Annotated in this window: 16 protein-coding genes; all 16 read left to right on the forward strand. The window is 29.9% G+C overall.

The annotated features are described in order from the left end of the window. Positions 1–6: 6 nt before the first annotated feature. From fliJ to FNZ64_RS10825, 16 genes are read left to right on the forward strand one after another with little or no spacing between them, the layout of a single operon-like run. Positions 7–453 (forward strand): flagellar export protein FliJ, encoded by a 447-nt coding sequence (gene fliJ, locus FNZ64_RS10750; RefSeq protein WP_142414807.1) that lies wholly within the window; start codon positions 7–9, stop codon positions 451–453. Then, a complete protein-coding gene (locus FNZ64_RS10755; protein WP_142414808.1) occupies positions 450–1,919 on the forward strand; it encodes a flagellar hook-length control protein FliK in 1,470 nt (489 codons plus the stop codon). The genes fliJ and FNZ64_RS10755 overlap by 4 nt, the downstream gene beginning before the upstream one ends. A gap of 14 nt (positions 1,920–1,933) precedes the next feature. Beyond that, positions 1,934–2,878 (forward strand): flagellar hook assembly protein FlgD, encoded by a 945-nt coding sequence (locus FNZ64_RS10760; RefSeq protein WP_142414809.1) that lies wholly within the window; start codon positions 1,934–1,936, stop codon positions 2,876–2,878. Positions 2,879–2,903: 25 nt separating this feature from the next. Then, positions 2,904–4,340, forward strand: a complete 1,437-nt coding sequence (locus FNZ64_RS10765; protein WP_142414810.1) for a flagellar hook protein FlgE — start codon at positions 2,904–2,906, stop codon at positions 4,338–4,340. A 60-nt stretch (positions 4,341–4,400) separates the two neighbouring features. Beyond that, positions 4,401–4,595: a flagellar FlbD family protein gene (locus FNZ64_RS10770; protein ID WP_142414811.1), complete on the forward strand. Its 195-nt coding sequence runs from the start codon at positions 4,401–4,403 to the stop codon at positions 4,593–4,595. Positions 4,596–4,631: 36 nt separating this feature from the next. Next, positions 4,632–5,441, forward strand: coding sequence for a motility protein A (locus tag FNZ64_RS10775; protein WP_142414812.1), 810 nt, complete (start codon positions 4,632–4,634; stop codon positions 5,439–5,441). Further along, entirely contained in the window at positions 5,434–6,174 is a 741-nt protein-coding gene (locus FNZ64_RS10780; protein WP_142414813.1) for an OmpA family protein, read from the forward strand. The genes FNZ64_RS10775 and FNZ64_RS10780 overlap by 8 nt, the downstream gene beginning before the upstream one ends. A gap of 3 nt (positions 6,175–6,177) precedes the next feature. Next, on the forward strand, positions 6,178–6,666 hold the full coding sequence (locus FNZ64_RS10785; protein ID WP_142414814.1) for a flagellar basal body-associated FliL family protein: 489 nt from the start codon (positions 6,178–6,180) through the stop codon (positions 6,664–6,666). A 9-nt stretch (positions 6,667–6,675) separates the two neighbouring features. Continuing rightward, positions 6,676–7,041: a flagellar biosynthetic protein FliO gene (locus FNZ64_RS10790; protein WP_142414815.1), complete on the forward strand. Its 366-nt coding sequence runs from the start codon at positions 6,676–6,678 to the stop codon at positions 7,039–7,041. Next, positions 7,025–7,855 carry a flagellar type III secretion system pore protein FliP gene (gene fliP, locus FNZ64_RS10795; protein ID WP_142414816.1) on the forward strand — a complete coding sequence of 277 codons (831 nt, stop codon included), beginning with the start codon at positions 7,025–7,027 and terminating at the stop codon, positions 7,853–7,855. Before FNZ64_RS10790 ends, fliP begins: the two co-directional genes overlap by 17 nt. 9 nt (positions 7,856–7,864) lie before the next feature. Further along, positions 7,865–8,134, forward strand: a complete 270-nt coding sequence (fliQ, locus tag FNZ64_RS10800; RefSeq protein ID WP_142414817.1) for a flagellar biosynthesis protein FliQ — start codon at positions 7,865–7,867, stop codon at positions 8,132–8,134. An 11-nt stretch (positions 8,135–8,145) separates the two neighbouring features. Then, the gene (locus FNZ64_RS10805) at positions 8,146–9,978 is read left to right on the forward strand and encodes a fused FliR family export protein/FlhB family type III secretion system protein (protein ID WP_142414818.1); all 1,833 of its coding nucleotides are present in this window, start codon (positions 8,146–8,148) and stop codon (positions 9,976–9,978) included. A gap of 10 nt (positions 9,979–9,988) precedes the next feature. Continuing rightward, the gene (gene flhA / locus FNZ64_RS10810) at positions 9,989–12,052 is read left to right on the forward strand and encodes a flagellar biosynthesis protein FlhA (protein ID WP_142414819.1); all 2,064 of its coding nucleotides are present in this window, start codon (positions 9,989–9,991) and stop codon (positions 12,050–12,052) included. Position 12,053: 1 nt separating this feature from the next. Next, a complete protein-coding gene (gene flhF, locus FNZ64_RS10815; protein ID WP_142414820.1) occupies positions 12,054–13,157 on the forward strand; it encodes a flagellar biosynthesis GTPase FlhF in 1,104 nt (367 codons plus the stop codon). Then, positions 13,154–14,041, forward strand: a complete 888-nt coding sequence (locus FNZ64_RS10820) for a MinD/ParA family protein (RefSeq protein ID WP_142414821.1) — start codon at positions 13,154–13,156, stop codon at positions 14,039–14,041. Before flhF ends, FNZ64_RS10820 begins: the two co-directional genes overlap by 4 nt. Positions 14,042–14,066: 25 nt before the next feature. After that, positions 14,067–14,792 carry a FliA/WhiG family RNA polymerase sigma factor gene (locus FNZ64_RS10825; protein WP_142414822.1) on the forward strand — a complete coding sequence of 242 codons (726 nt, stop codon included), beginning with the start codon at positions 14,067–14,069 and terminating at the stop codon, positions 14,790–14,792. The last annotated feature ends 19 nt before the right edge of the window (positions 14,793–14,811 follow it).

Consider the following 14,811-nt stretch of genomic DNA (forward strand, 5'->3'; position numbering starts at 1 on the left):
CTTTAATTGAGTAATAAATTCAATTTTAAACTTCAAAAGCTTTTAGATATAAGAGAAAAAGAAGAAGAACTGAGTAAGGTAGCATTTAAAAAAGCATCAGAAGAAAAAAAGCAAGTTGAAAACAAAATAATAAATCTTAAGGAAAATTATAAGAAATATAATATATTTAACTCTGATGAGAGTATTATAGATAGAAAATTAAAAGTATCTTATTTAAAATGCTTAGACTCATCTATTAATAGTGCCAACATTGAATTGCATGAAAAAGATGAGATGTTATATGAAAAACGAAAAGATCTTATGGAAAAACAGGTTAAAAGAAAAACTGTTGAGACTTTAAAAGAAAATTATTATGCAGAATTTTTAAAAGAAACAAATATGGTAGAGCAGAGGTTAAATGATGAATTTGCTCTTTATGGATTTATTAGGGCAAGCAGGGAGTTGAGAAAATGAGCGGAGTAAATGTAAGCACTTTAGGAGTTAATTCATTATCCCAAGATACAAAAAAAATTACTAATAAGAGTGAAAATATAGGACAAAAAAATAATAAAGATTTCAATTTAATTTTAAATAAAGCTTTTAATAAGAAGCAAGAGAGTATAAACAGTGAAAATCAACAGGTTAATTATAATAAAGATAAAGTACAACCCTTAAATAAAGATATGCCAGAAGTAGATTTTAAAGAAAAATTAAAAAAGTACTTTAAATCTTTAAAGGATGAAAAAGGTTTAAGGGATGAGGATTTAATGGATCCAAATGGAGATTTACTTCAGTATTTATATAGTGTACTTAATATTATAAATACTCCAGAAACAGATAAGCCTCTTATAGATAGTAATGTAATAGACTTATCTAAAAATGAAATGGATAATATATCAGCTAATAACCTTAAATCAAATTCTAAAGATATATTTATATATTTAAATGAATTAATTTCAAAAGAATTTAATTCTGAAGATAGCAAACTTTCAATAAAAAATATAGTACCATCAGAAGACTTTAATGATGTATTGAAAAAAATTAATGATATGTTGGAAGAAATTTACGGTGAGCAAGTTTTTGGATTAAATAATAATAATGAAAAAAAAGATTCTATTTATTTACTTAATAAGAATTTAGGTAGTGAAGGTTATGTGGAAAATTCAGCTAATAGTGATTTCCTACAAAAATTAGGTAATAAAGAAGTTAAGTTAAATCAAGCTATACTTAATGAAAAAGATAATAAATCTGAAGAAAGTATAATTAAACCTAATGAATTTTTAAATAAGGGTATAAGCTCAAGTTCAGAGGATAATAAAGAGTATTTTAGTAATTTGAAAAGTTCAGCAGATAATTCTAGTTCTTTTAATAAAGATGAGGAACTATTAAAAAGTTTAAGTGAGGATAAGGAAAATGACAAATTTTCTAATAAGGTAAACTTAAATGTAATGAAATTTGAAGGACTTAAGAACAATGCAGTAGAATCTACTGATACAAATATTCCTATAGTTAGAAAAGAAGCTCTTCAGCAAGATGTGATAAAATGGGTAAAATTTATGAATACTGAGAGTATGAAGGAACTTACATTAAAAGTTGTACCAAGGGAACTGGGAGAAATAGTCCTTAAGGTAAGTTTAGATTCTGGAGTTATGAAGGCAGAAATCTTGTCTAATAACAAAGATACTTATAAGTTACTTCAAAATAACATAGTGGAAATTACAAATAAACTTCAAAATGATTCTACTAAAGTTCAAGAAGTCTCTGTAAACATATATAGTGATAACTATATGGGAAAAGGACATGAAAATTTACAAGAAAATGAAAGAGAAAGCTTCAATAATAAAAATAAACAAAACGGAAAAAGAAGTATTGAAGCTATAGATGCAATAGAGGAAGAAGAAACATCACCTTTAAATGAGGTGTTAAACAAGTTAGCCTAGATAGGAGGGGAATTATGCCAGACTTAAATGTTCAAAACAATATTTCCTTTGGAAAAGCTCCTACCTTAGAAGAAAGCAAAAAAAAGAATGGAGCTACAGACAGAGGAACAAAAATTGTAAAAAATAAAAGTGAATTAGATAAAAATGCTTTTTTAAAAATTCTAGCAGCTGAGCTTAAATATCAAAATCCCTTTGATGTAAAGGACAATACTCAATTTGTCTCTCAATTAGCTCAATTTTCAGCTATGGAGCAAGTTACCAATTTAAACTCTACTATGTCAGCCTCTAGTGCATATGCTCTAGTAGGTAAAACTGTAGCTTTTAATAGTTACGATATTTATGGAAACCAATATGGTGGAGTTGTACAAAATGTTGTAAAAAAAGGTGATAATGTATTACTGGAAGTTAATGTGCGTGAAGGTAATAAAATAGTACCTAAGCAGTTTGAACTTAAAGATTTAAGTGAGGTACTTAATGTACCAGATGAATCTTTAAATCTTAACTACAATTTAAATTTCCTTTTAAGTTCTTCACTTATTGGAAAAGGTGTAGAAGTTATGCAAGAAGATGGACTATATGAAGGTAAGGTTAAAGCTGTTTATAGAGACGGTGCAAATATAAACCTAACCTTAGATATTGAAGGAAAATATATAAAAGAAGAGATGAATTTAAAAGAAGGCTTCTCTAAAGATGCACCTGTAGTAAATGGAATTTACAAAGGAGAAAATAGTGCCTTATTAAAATTAAAATATAATAAAGAGAATAATAACTATGAATATAGTACTGATGATGGACAATGGAAAGAATATAAAAAGGGTGATGAAATAAATGGTGTTAAAATTGCTCTTCCTAAAGAAAGTCCACTTTCTAATGTCTCTTGGGATTTAATATTAAAGGCTTCGGAAAGAGGAGAAAAAGATGTTAGCTCAAGAGATATACTTGTAGTTAAAAATTCTTAGTTACATAAATTAAGGAGGAATTATTATGTTAAGATCCATGTATTCTGGAATTTCAGGAATGAAAGTAAACCAAGTAAAATTAGACGTACTAGGTAATAATATAGCCAATTCATCAACAACAGCATTTAAAAGCTCAAGAGTTAGATTTCAAGATATGCTAAGCCAAAATACCATAAGTGCATCATCACCATCAAGAAACCAAGGTGGTGTTAATCCAGGACAAGTAGGATTAGGAGTTAGGGTATCAGGTATAGATTCTATAGTTACTCAAGGTATGATGCAACCTACAGGAAGAAACCTAGATGTAGCCGTAGATGGAACAGGATATTTTATAGTAGGTACAGGTCCACTTCCAGCTAGTAATAATCAAGGAGTTTCCTTAGACCCTAGAGATTATACTGTAAGAAATTCTAATGGTATGTCAATAAATTACACAAGAGATGGAGCTTTAGCTTTAGATTATGCAGGAAACCTATTGACTTCCGATGGATATAGGGTTTTAGGTTATGCAGTAAATGAACAAGGTGGATATAACAAAGACACTTTAAGTATAGATTACAATAAAAATGGAACATGTTCCTTTGTAGATGCTAATAGTGAATTTGGGTTAAAAGCAGGAAACACCTTAGTTCCACTTAAGATAACAGATAGTATTCATATGAATGCATCTGTAGTTAAGGGTGATTATATGACATATACAGGTAGCGGGGATAAAAGTAAAATAAAACAAACAAAAGCAGCGGATGGCACGGTTACATACTCCATTCCTAAAATTACTTTAAGTACTGAAAAATATAATGGAAAAAATGATTTAAAGGTAGAGTTAAAATATGAATTACATCCTACTGCTAAAGCTCCTGCTGCTCCTGCGGAGAAGTGGGGTTGGAATATCTATATAAATGGTGAAAATTTTAACTTAGATAAAGATGGACTTTATACTGATAAGACTACAATCGATCTTAAAGCTAATGGAATAACCACAGAAGACTGTACACTTACAGTAACTAAACCAGATTTTAATGGTACACCTAGTAATGAAGAAATAGCTAAATATTCTTGGGCTACAGATATTTCAGCTGAGGGTGAAAAAAGAGTAAGAACTTTTATGATAGAAAAAAGTGGTCTTTTAAAGGCTGTTTTAGAAGATGGTAAGGTTGGAGTTCTTGGACAAGTTGCCATGGCCGCTTTTAAAAATCCAGAAGGTCTTGAGAGAATGGGCAAAAACCTATATTCTAATTCAGCTAACTCAGGAGAGGCTGTAGTTAGAAGTGGAGTAGGTGCTACTATAAGTAATGAAGAGGGCTTTGGAGATTGTGCTCAGGGTATGCTTGAAATGTCCAATGTAGACTTAGCAGAACAATTTACTGATATGATTGTTGCAAATAGAGCATTCCAAGCAAGTTCAAAAATGATCTCAACTGGAGATGAAATTCTTCAAGATATTATAAACCTAAAAAGGTAATTAGATAGGCTATAGAGTATACTCTTAGTATACTCTATAGCCTATAAAGAGGTGATTTTAGTGATTGAATTACATGGTCTAAATGGAAGTAAGTTTTATTTGAATCAAGATAAGATAGAGAAAATAGAAGAAATACCTGAAACAGTAATTACCTTAATTAATGATAGAAAATATCTAGTAAAAGAAAGTGTTAATGAAATACAGAGAAAAATAATTAATTTTAAGAAAAATATTTACACAGGAAATTTGGAGTAGAGGGATGAACATCACCTTTATACAGGAGGAATTGTCATGAAGAAAAATGATATTACAACCTCAGTTGGATTTGTTCTTGGTATAGGACTTGTAATTTGGGGTATGAGTATGGGGCAAAGTGGTTTAGGTATATTTTGGGATCCAGGAAGTATAGCGATTACAGTGGGAGGATCATTTTCTGCACTACTTATAAATTACCCTATGGAGCAGATAAAAAGTATGTTCAAGGTATCAGCTCAAAGCTTTAAAAATAAGACTAAATCTGGAATCGAAATAATAGAAACCTTTACAACCCTATCAAGAAAAGCAAGGAGAGAGGGATTACTTTCCTTAGAAAATGAGATCAATAACGTAGAAGACGATTTTATGAAAAAAGGATTACAAATGGTTGTGGATGGTATAGAACCTGAAGTTATTCAAAGTATAATGGAACTTGAAATTGGAGAAATGGAAAGAAGACATGGAGATTCAGCTTCAGTGTTAAAAGCATGGGCTGCTTATGCACCTGCATTTGGTATGATAGGTACCTTAATAGGACTTGTTCAAATGCTTGCTAATCTATCAGACCAAGCAGGACTTGCTAGTGGTATGGCTATAGCCTTAATAACTACTTTTTATGGCTCTGTTATGGCAAATATGTTTTTAATACCTTTAGCATCTAACTTAAGTTATAAATCTGGCTTAGAAGCTGTTAATAAGGAAATGATGCTTGAGGGGATACTTGCTATACAATCAGGAGTAAACCCAAGAATAGTTGAAGAAAAATTAACTTCTTATTTATCTCCAAAAGAAAAGTTAGAATATAAGTCAACATCACAGGCTAACGAGGTGATAGAGAATGTCTAGAAAAAAGGCTAAGGAAGATGATATCGATACAAATAGCTGGCTTGGAACCTATTCCGATACCATAACTTTGCTTTTAACCTTCTTCGTTTTACTATATTCCTATTCAAGTGTTGATGCACAAAAATTTCAACAAATTTCTAGTGCACTACAAGGAGTATTTAATGGGAAGAATTCAAACCAAATTTTAGATTTTAATATGAATAATGGGGAAGTGCCAGTAGTTGGTTCACAGAATGAAAGTAATGGGAAAAATATTGATGCCAGCGAAAATGTAAAGGCTACATATGAAAAGTTACAAAAACAAGTTAAAGACGAAAAACTAGATAAGTATCTTAAAATAAAAGTTGACTCTAGAGGGTATATTTTTGAAATAAAAGATAAAATTCTATTTGAAACAGGAAAGGCAGATTTAAAACCTGATAGTATACCAGTTTTAGATTTTATAACAAAATATATTGAAAAAATACCTAATGAAATTATAATAGAAGGTCATACAGATAATGTGCCTATTAGTAATTATAAATATAAGGATAATATAGATCTATCATCAGATAGAGCTAATAATGTAACTAGGTTTTTTATTAATAATAAAAAAGTAGATCCTAAGAGAATTAGACCTATGGGCCTTGGAGAATATCATCCCATAGTACCAAATAATTCAGATTCCAACAGGGCTAAAAACAGAAGAGTTAACGTTCTTATTGTAACTAATACAAAGAAAGAGGGTAAGTAAAATATGGCTCAAAAAGTTAAAGAAAAAAACAAAGAAGGTAAAGAAATTAATAAATTACAAATCATAACTGTAGCTCTACTTTCCTTACTAGTAGTGTCCGTTATAGCTTTGAGTGTTTATTTATTTTTGTATAAGGATAAAGGAGCTCAAGTTAGCAAAAGTGAAGTTAATAAAACTGTGGATATAAAAGATCAAGTAGTGTATCCTCTTCCTGAATCTACTATAAACTTAGGAGATAAAGAAGAAAAAAGATATGTAAAATTAAAGGTTTCTCTAGGATATAGAAAAAATGATAAACTAGCAAAGGAATTAGAAGCTAAAAAAGACATAGTATCTGATTGTATTTTATCCGTTGTGAGAAGCAAAACAAAAGAAAATTTTGATGGTATGGGAACAGAATCTATAAAAAAGGAAATAATAAATAAAATAAACCCTTACTTAAGTGAAGGCATAGTAGAGAAAATTTATTTTAGTGAACTCCTAATTCAGTAGGTGAATGTGATGAATTATAGTACAATTAAAATGGTAGTTCAGATTTTTATGGTTCTACCTATAACTTTACTACTTATTTATTTAATAGTAAAATTAGGGGGAAGCAAAGTAAATTCATTAAATAAGGGGAAAATTATAACTATAATTGAAAGAGTTCAGATTTCTAAGGAAGTTTTTTTACTTATAGCGAAGGTGATGGACAAGTATTATTTAATGTCCAGTAGTATTAAAGGAAATGAAATCTTAAAAGAATTGGACAGAGAAGAGATAGAAAATTTATTAAGTGAAAGAGCTGAAATTCAAAAAAAATATTTTAATAACATAACAGGAAAAATTTTGCTTAAAAAGGAAGAGTGGAATGAAAAAGAAAAATAAATATTTACTCTTAGGTATTCTTGTACTGTGCTTCTTTGCAATGGGGACGAAAATGGTAATGGCAGAACCAAATACTACTATGCCGATTCCTAAGATAAATCTTTCAGTAGACAAGGCAGACTCACCTAAGGAATATGTAGATAATATTAAAATACTTATATTAATGACCGTACTTACACTTTTACCTTCTATTGTAATTATGACAACCTGCTTTATAAGAATAATTGTAGTGTTTTCATTATTTAAAAATGCTATAGGAGCTCAACAGTCTATTCCAAGAGAGGTTTTAGTTGGACTTGCACTATTTTTAACTTTTTTTATAATGGCACCTACATATAACAAAATAAATGATGAGGCTATAAAACCTTATCTTAATAACAAACTTACTAATGAAGAAGCTTGGACCAAAGGGACAACCCCCTTAAGAGAGTTTATGTTAAAGCAAACTAAAGTAAAGGATCTAAAATTGTTTTTAGAGGTTGGAAACCTTGAAGATAAGGTAAAAGTAAAGGTTAATACCAAGGGAGAAGCTATAGAGGAAAAAGGGGAGAAAGTTTATGATTATAGTGAGGTTCCTATTTATGCTATAATACCAGCTTTTATTATAAGTGAACTTAAGACTGCCTTTGAAATAGGGTTCTTGATATTTATACCATTCTTAATTATAGATATAGTAACAGGTAGTATATTGATGTCTATGGGAATGTTCATGGTCCCGCCTGTAATGATATCTTTACCCTTTAAGTTACTTTTATTTGTAATGGTAGATGGATGGAATCTACTTGTAAGAGCTCTTATATTAAGCTTTAGATGAGGTGTTTAAATGTCTGAGAATATGATAATTTCAGTATTAAAAGATGCCCTTACTACAGGCATACTAATTTCAGCTCCTATATTGGTAGCTGCTACAGTAGTAGGGCTTATAATTGCAATTTTGCAGGCTACCACTCAAATACAGGAACAAACTTTAACTTTTGTACCTAAAATGCTTATTTCAGCCTTAGTAGGACTTTTATGTAGTGGGTGGATGTTGCATAAGTCTATGGATCTTACAAAAAGAATATTTGAAATTATAGCAAATATCACTAAATAGGGGGCCATACTTTGTTAAACTTAGATGTTATTTTGCTCTTTATTATGATACTACTTAGAATTACAGCTTTTTTTGCTATATTACCAATAATGTTTCCAGCTGGAACACCTAAATATGCGAAAGTTTTATTTTCAGCACTATTAGCATACTTAATTTTACCTATGATAAAAGATATACCTTATCCACAGTTCAATAATACTTTTTCAATATTTTATTATGGTGCTAATGAAATTTTAATAGGTCTTTTAATGGGATATGTAACAAATCTATGCTTTAATTTTATAAAAATGGCAGGACAGTATTTAGATGTCCACATTGGTTTTGCAATGAGTAGTTTGTTTGATCCCATGACTAATGAAAATGTAACTTTAATTCAAAAATTGGTTTATATGACTGCAGTACTGTTTTATTTAATGATAGATGGTCATCATATTCTTATTAAATCTTTAGTAGTGAGTTTTAAAAGTATTAATGTAGGACAATCTTTAGTGTTTAGTGAAACTTTTGGGCAAATTTTAAAAGCATTTAGTTACTTTTTCACTTTAGGTATTCGTATATCTTTACCTATAACTTTAGTGATTTTAGTAATAAATATTATTTTAGGACTAGCTTCAAGAGCTGTTCCACAGTTAAACGTAATGATTTTGGGGATGCCTATTAAGATTGTAGTTGGAATTGCAGGTATAATTTTTACTCTTCCACTTATGGTAAAGATGTTTATGTGGGGATTTGAAACTATACCCAAAGTTCTATCAGGAATTCTTACTGTAGGGCCGATTTTCTTTGTATTTGCTGACAGTGGGGGAGAAAAAACTGAGGATCCTACTCCAAAGAGAAAAAGTGATGCTAAGAAAAAAGGGCAGGTTCCTAAAAGTAAAGATTTAAGTATGACTCTATCTTTAGTATGTATAACTTTTATATTAATGGCCTTGGGAGAGTTTATATTTACTGAAATGAAAAATACAGTACATATTTTTTTAAATAATTATTTAAATACTGAGCTAACTTTCAATTCTCTTAAAATGCTTATGGTGATTTCTATAAAGCAATTAATGTTTATGGTAATGCCAGTAGCGGTACCAATAATGTTAGTTGGTATACTATCTAATATAGTTCAGTCGGGATTTATATTTACAGGGGAAACTATAAAACCTAAGTTAAGTAAATTAAATCCTATAAATGGTTTTAAAAGGTTTTTTTCTATAAGAACTCTAGTAGAACTTATAAAAAATATAGCTGTTATAAATATACTTTTATATATAGGATATAAATTCTTTGTAAATGAATTAGATACTATAATAAATATATCTTCCTTAGAACTAAGATTTGTAGCTTTACACTTAAATAAATTAGTTGGAAAGTTATTTTATAAAACTACTTTAGCCATGTGTGTAATTGGCGCACTGGATTATTTTTTCCAATACAGACAGCATAAAAAGGATATCAAAATGTCTAAGCAAGAAGTTAAAGAGGAATTTAAACAAATGGAGGGAGATCCTCAGATTAAAGGAAAGATAAGACAAAAACAAAGAGAAATGGCTATGAGCAGAATGATGCAAAGCGTTCCAGATGCTACGGTAGTTATTACAAACCCTACACATATTTCCGTTGCTTTAAAGTATGAGGAGGGAAATATATCAGCACCTAAGGTTGTGGCTAAAGGAGCTGATAATGTAGCCTTAAAGATAAAAGAAGTAGCTAAAGAAAATGAGGTTCCAATTGTTGAAAATAAGCCTTTAGCTAGAACTATTTATGAAACTGTAGATTTAGAAGGCGAAATTCCGGAGGAATTATATCAAGCAGTAGCTGAGATATTAGCACTTATTTACAAATTAAAGAAGTAAAGGTGATTAAATGGAGAATAATAGGAAATTAGGAATTAAAAATAATTTAGATATTTTAGTTGCCTTTGGCGTTGTATGTATAGTATTAATGATTATTATACCTGTACCAACTGCCTTATTAGACTTTTTATTAGCTATTAATATATCTATTTCAGTAATTATATTATTAATGACTTTATTTACTACAAATGTTCTTCAGTTTTCTATATTTCCATCCTTGCTCTTAATTACAACCTTATTTAGATTAGGACTTAATGTATCTTCAACTAAACTAATATTAGGAGATGGATTTGCAGGAAATATAATTGAGACTTTTGGGAACTTTGTTGTTAAAGGTAACTTTATTGTAGGAATAATTATATTTATAATAATTGTAATTATTCAATTAGTAGTTATTACTAATGGAGCGGGAAGAGTTTCAGAGGTTGCAGCTAGATTTACATTAGATGCTATGCCAGGAAAACAAATGAGTATTGATGCTGATTTAAATGCTGGTTTAATAAATGAAGATCAAGCAAAAAAAAGAAGATTAGATTTGCAAAAAGAGGCTGACTTTTATGGGGCCATGGATGGTGCATCTAAATTTGTAAAGGGTGATGCCATAGTAGGTATCTTAGTAACCTTAATAAATGTACTTGGCGGTATCTTAATTGGGGTTTTTATGAAGAATTTATCAGCTGGAGAGGCTGTAGATAAATATATAAAATTAACTATTGGAGACGGACTTGTAAGTCAGATTCCAGCATTACTTATTTCCACAGCCTCAGGTGTTATAACTACTAGATCAGGGAACAGTGATAACTTTGGTACAGCTTTAGGTTCACAGCTTACTACTTTTCCAAAGGTAATAGGAATTTTATCTTTTGTTCTTGTACTTTTAGCAATGATTCCAGGTATGCCAAGTTTTATATTTATAGTACTTGCTATTGTGGCAGCAGTTAGTGCTTATTTCTTATTTAAGGATGAGAAAGATAAGGAAATGAGACAGATACAAATTGAAGAAAATGAAATAATGGAAATTGAAAAAACAGAGCCTGAAAATGTTATGAACCTAATCAATGTAGAGCCTATGGAAATTGAAATAGGATATGGACTAATTCCACTTGCAGATGAGGTTTCAGGAGGGGATTTGCTTCAAAGAATTGCATCTGTTAGAAGGCAATGTGCAATTGATATGGGTATTATAGTACAGCCCATAAGAATTAGAGATAATCTTCAAATAAGAAATAATGAGTATGTAATAAAAATAAGAGCTACAGAGGTTGTAAGAGGAGAACTTATACCTAATATGTTGCTTTGTATGAATCCTACTAATGAGGATATTGATATAGATGGAATTAAAACTGTTGAACCTACTTTTGGACTTCCAGCACTTTGGATAAATAAAGATGATAGGGAAATAGCTGAAATAAAAGGATTTACAGTAGTTGACCCTACAACGGTTTTAGTAACTCACCTATCTGAGGTTATAAAAGATCATAGTTATGAGCTTTTAGGAAGACAAGAGACTAAGATGATAATAGATAACTTAAAAGAAAGATATAGTGCCGTAGTAGATGAGCTAGTTCCTGATTTAATGACCATAGGTGAAGTGCAAAAAGTTATGCAAAATCTTCTTAAAGAAAGGGTATCTATAAAAGATACAGTTACTATTTTTGAATCTTTAGCAGATCATTCACGAAATACTAAGGATGTAGAAATACTTACAGAGTATGTTAGGTTTTCTTTGGGTAGAAGTATTTGCAATCCTCTTATAAATGAGAATAGAGCTTTAACTGTTGTGACGCTAGCACCTGAACTAGAAAACTTAATTCAGAATAACATTCAAAAATCTATACAAGGAAGTTTTCCAGCGCTGGATCCTGATACTAATAGGGCTATTTTTGAAAGTATAAATTCTACCATAGAAAATGTATATTTCAATGAAAATCAACCAATAATATTGGTTTCTCCAGGTATTAGACAGGCTTTTAGAAAACTTATAGAAATGGTATTTCCACATATTATAGTATTATCATTAAATGAAATTCCAAATGATGTTCAGATAAGAACTGAGGGGGTAGTGGAGATATAAAATGATAATAAAAAAATATTTAGTAAAAAATATGAATGAGGCTATGGCAAAAATAAAACTTGATTTAGGAACTGACGCCATAATAATATCTCAAAGAAAAGTAAGGGAAAAAGGGTTTTTAGGTTTTTTTTCACCTAAGTTAATAGAAGTTACAGCAGCTTCTGAAAGCGAAGAAATTAAAGTTCCTAAAAAAGATTTTCCTCTAAAACCCATGGTAAACAATGCTCAGATAAAAACAAGATCTGATAGTCATAAATATGATGGCAAAAATTTAAATGAAGAAGTAGTATCTATGAAAAATATGATTCGTGATATTTATGAAAATGTAAATAAAGTAAAAGATAATGATCCTCTTAAAGCCTATAAAGATTATCTAGAGATGTTAGATATTTCAAAAGGTTTAGAAGAAGAAATATTACGAGATTTAAGAAGTTATGAAATAGGGGAAAATATAGATAAGTCTATTATTGGAACAATACTTTCTAATAAAGTTAGTGTGGATCAGGAATTAGATAAGGGTATAAAGGTTTTTGTAGGACCTACGGGAGTTGGTAAGACCACTACTATTGCAAAACTTGCAGGAAAATATGTTTTAAATCATAAAAAAAAGGTGGGCTTAATAACTATTGATACTTATAGAATAGGAGCTGTGGAACAACTTAAAACTTATGCTGAAATTATGAATTTACCCTTTAGAGTTGTTTTTAATTTAAAACAAATGGAAGAAGCTATAGAAAGTATGATTGATTGTGATCTTATTCTAATTGATACTACGGGGAGAAGTAGTAAAAACTTAATGCAAATACAAGAGCTTAGGGCTTTTGTAGAAAAAACAGGAACTTCCAATATTAGTTTGGTATTGAGCGCCACTACTAAGTGGAGAGATATTGAAAGTATAGTAGAAGGCTATAGTGTTCTTAAGTTTACTAATTTAATTCTTACAAAGTTAGATGAAACTAATACTTATGGAGCAATTCTGGATACCTTAGTTAAGAGTAAGGTACCATTATCTTATGTGACAGTTGGACAAAATGTTCCAGAAGACATAAAGACTTTGGATAAAACTAAATTGATATCTATGATTTTGGGAGAGGATATCTTATGATAGATCAAGCACAAAGGCTTAGAGAATTAATAAAAGGAGAACAAGGTAATATAAAAGAATCAAAAGAAATCCCTCATATAAAAAATGGGAAGATAATAACAATTGCTTCTGGAAAAGGAGGAGTTGGAAAAAGTAATATAGTGGTAAATTTAGCCATTGCATTAAGTAATATGGGGAATAAAGTACTTATATTTGATGCGGATATGGGAATGAGTAATGATCACCTTTTAATTGGTCAAAACCCCAGATATAATGTGTTTGATATAGTAGAGAGAGGTATGGATATTAATGAAGTAGTTTTAGAAGGTCCTTGTGGGATTCATTTAATATCTGGGGGTACTGCCTTAGATAAAATTGATACCTTAGAAGAAAAAGAAAGAGAAACTTTTTTAAAAAAGATGTATGACCTTAAAGATTATGATTTCGTTTTAATAGATACAGGGGCTGGGGTTAATAAAAACATATTAAGTTTTATCGCCTGTAGTGATGAATTTATTGTGGTTACAACACCAGAACCTACTTCCTTAACTGACGCCTATAGTTTAGTAAAAGTTATAAGACATTTTGAAATTAAAAATTCAGCACATATAATTATAAATAAGGTTTTTGATAAAAGAGAAGGAACCTTAACCTATGAAAGATTTAGTTCAGCAGTTAAAAATTTTTTAGGTATGGATACTAAATTATTAGGGTACATATATGAAGATAGAAAATTAGTAGAGTCAGTGAGAGGACAGATACCTGTATATATTAACTATCCAAATTCGAATTTTTCACTTTGCATAAAATCAATTAGTAAAAAGCTTATGAAATCAATGGAAATAGAAAAGGAAGAAGCGGGAATGCATGGTTTCTTCAAAAAGCTTTTCAATTTATTCTCTTAATATTTTTAGTTAAGGAGGGGACGTAATGAATTCTTTTGCAACAAGTTTAGATAAAGAAAGAATAGTAACTGAATATATACCTTTAGTTAAGTATATAGCTTCTAGGATATTAGTTGGTAAAACTAAATATGTAGAATTTGATGATTTAGTTGGCTATGGAATGCTGGGACTTATGGATGCTATTAATAAGTTTGATTCTAAAAAAGGGATGAAGTTTTCAACTTATGCTTCAATAAGGATAAAGGGAGCTATAATAGATGAACTTAGAAAAAATAGTCCCATTTCAAAAAGTGCTATGGATAAACTGAATAGGTATAATGAGTCAGTGGAAAAGTTACAAAGGGAATTTTTAAAAGAACCTAACATACAGGAAATAGCAGATGAAATGGGGATAAGCATAGAAAATGTCATAGAAATAGAAAATTATATAAATTATATTTCAGTAACTTCCCTAGAGGAAATTATATGTGGTGGAGATGATGAGTTATCTTTAATGGGAGTTATAGAGGATAAAAATAGTCCATGTCCTGAAGATATTTTAGAGGAAAAAGAGCAGGTAGAAATGTTAGCTAAGGCTTTAGATTTCTTAAATGAAAAGGATAAAACTATATTATCTCTATATTATTATGAAGGATTCACATTAAAAGAAATAGGTAAAGTCCTGTCCGTATCTGAATCGCGTGTATGCCAATTGCATGGCAGAGCTATAATTCACTTAAGAAAAGCTATGCAAAAATTAAAATATAACTAGGTGACTATATATGATATTT

It is taken from the genome of Hathewaya massiliensis (genome assembly GCF_902143515.1).
Lineage (GTDB): Bacteria > Bacillota > Clostridia > Clostridiales > Clostridiaceae > Hathewaya > Hathewaya massiliensis.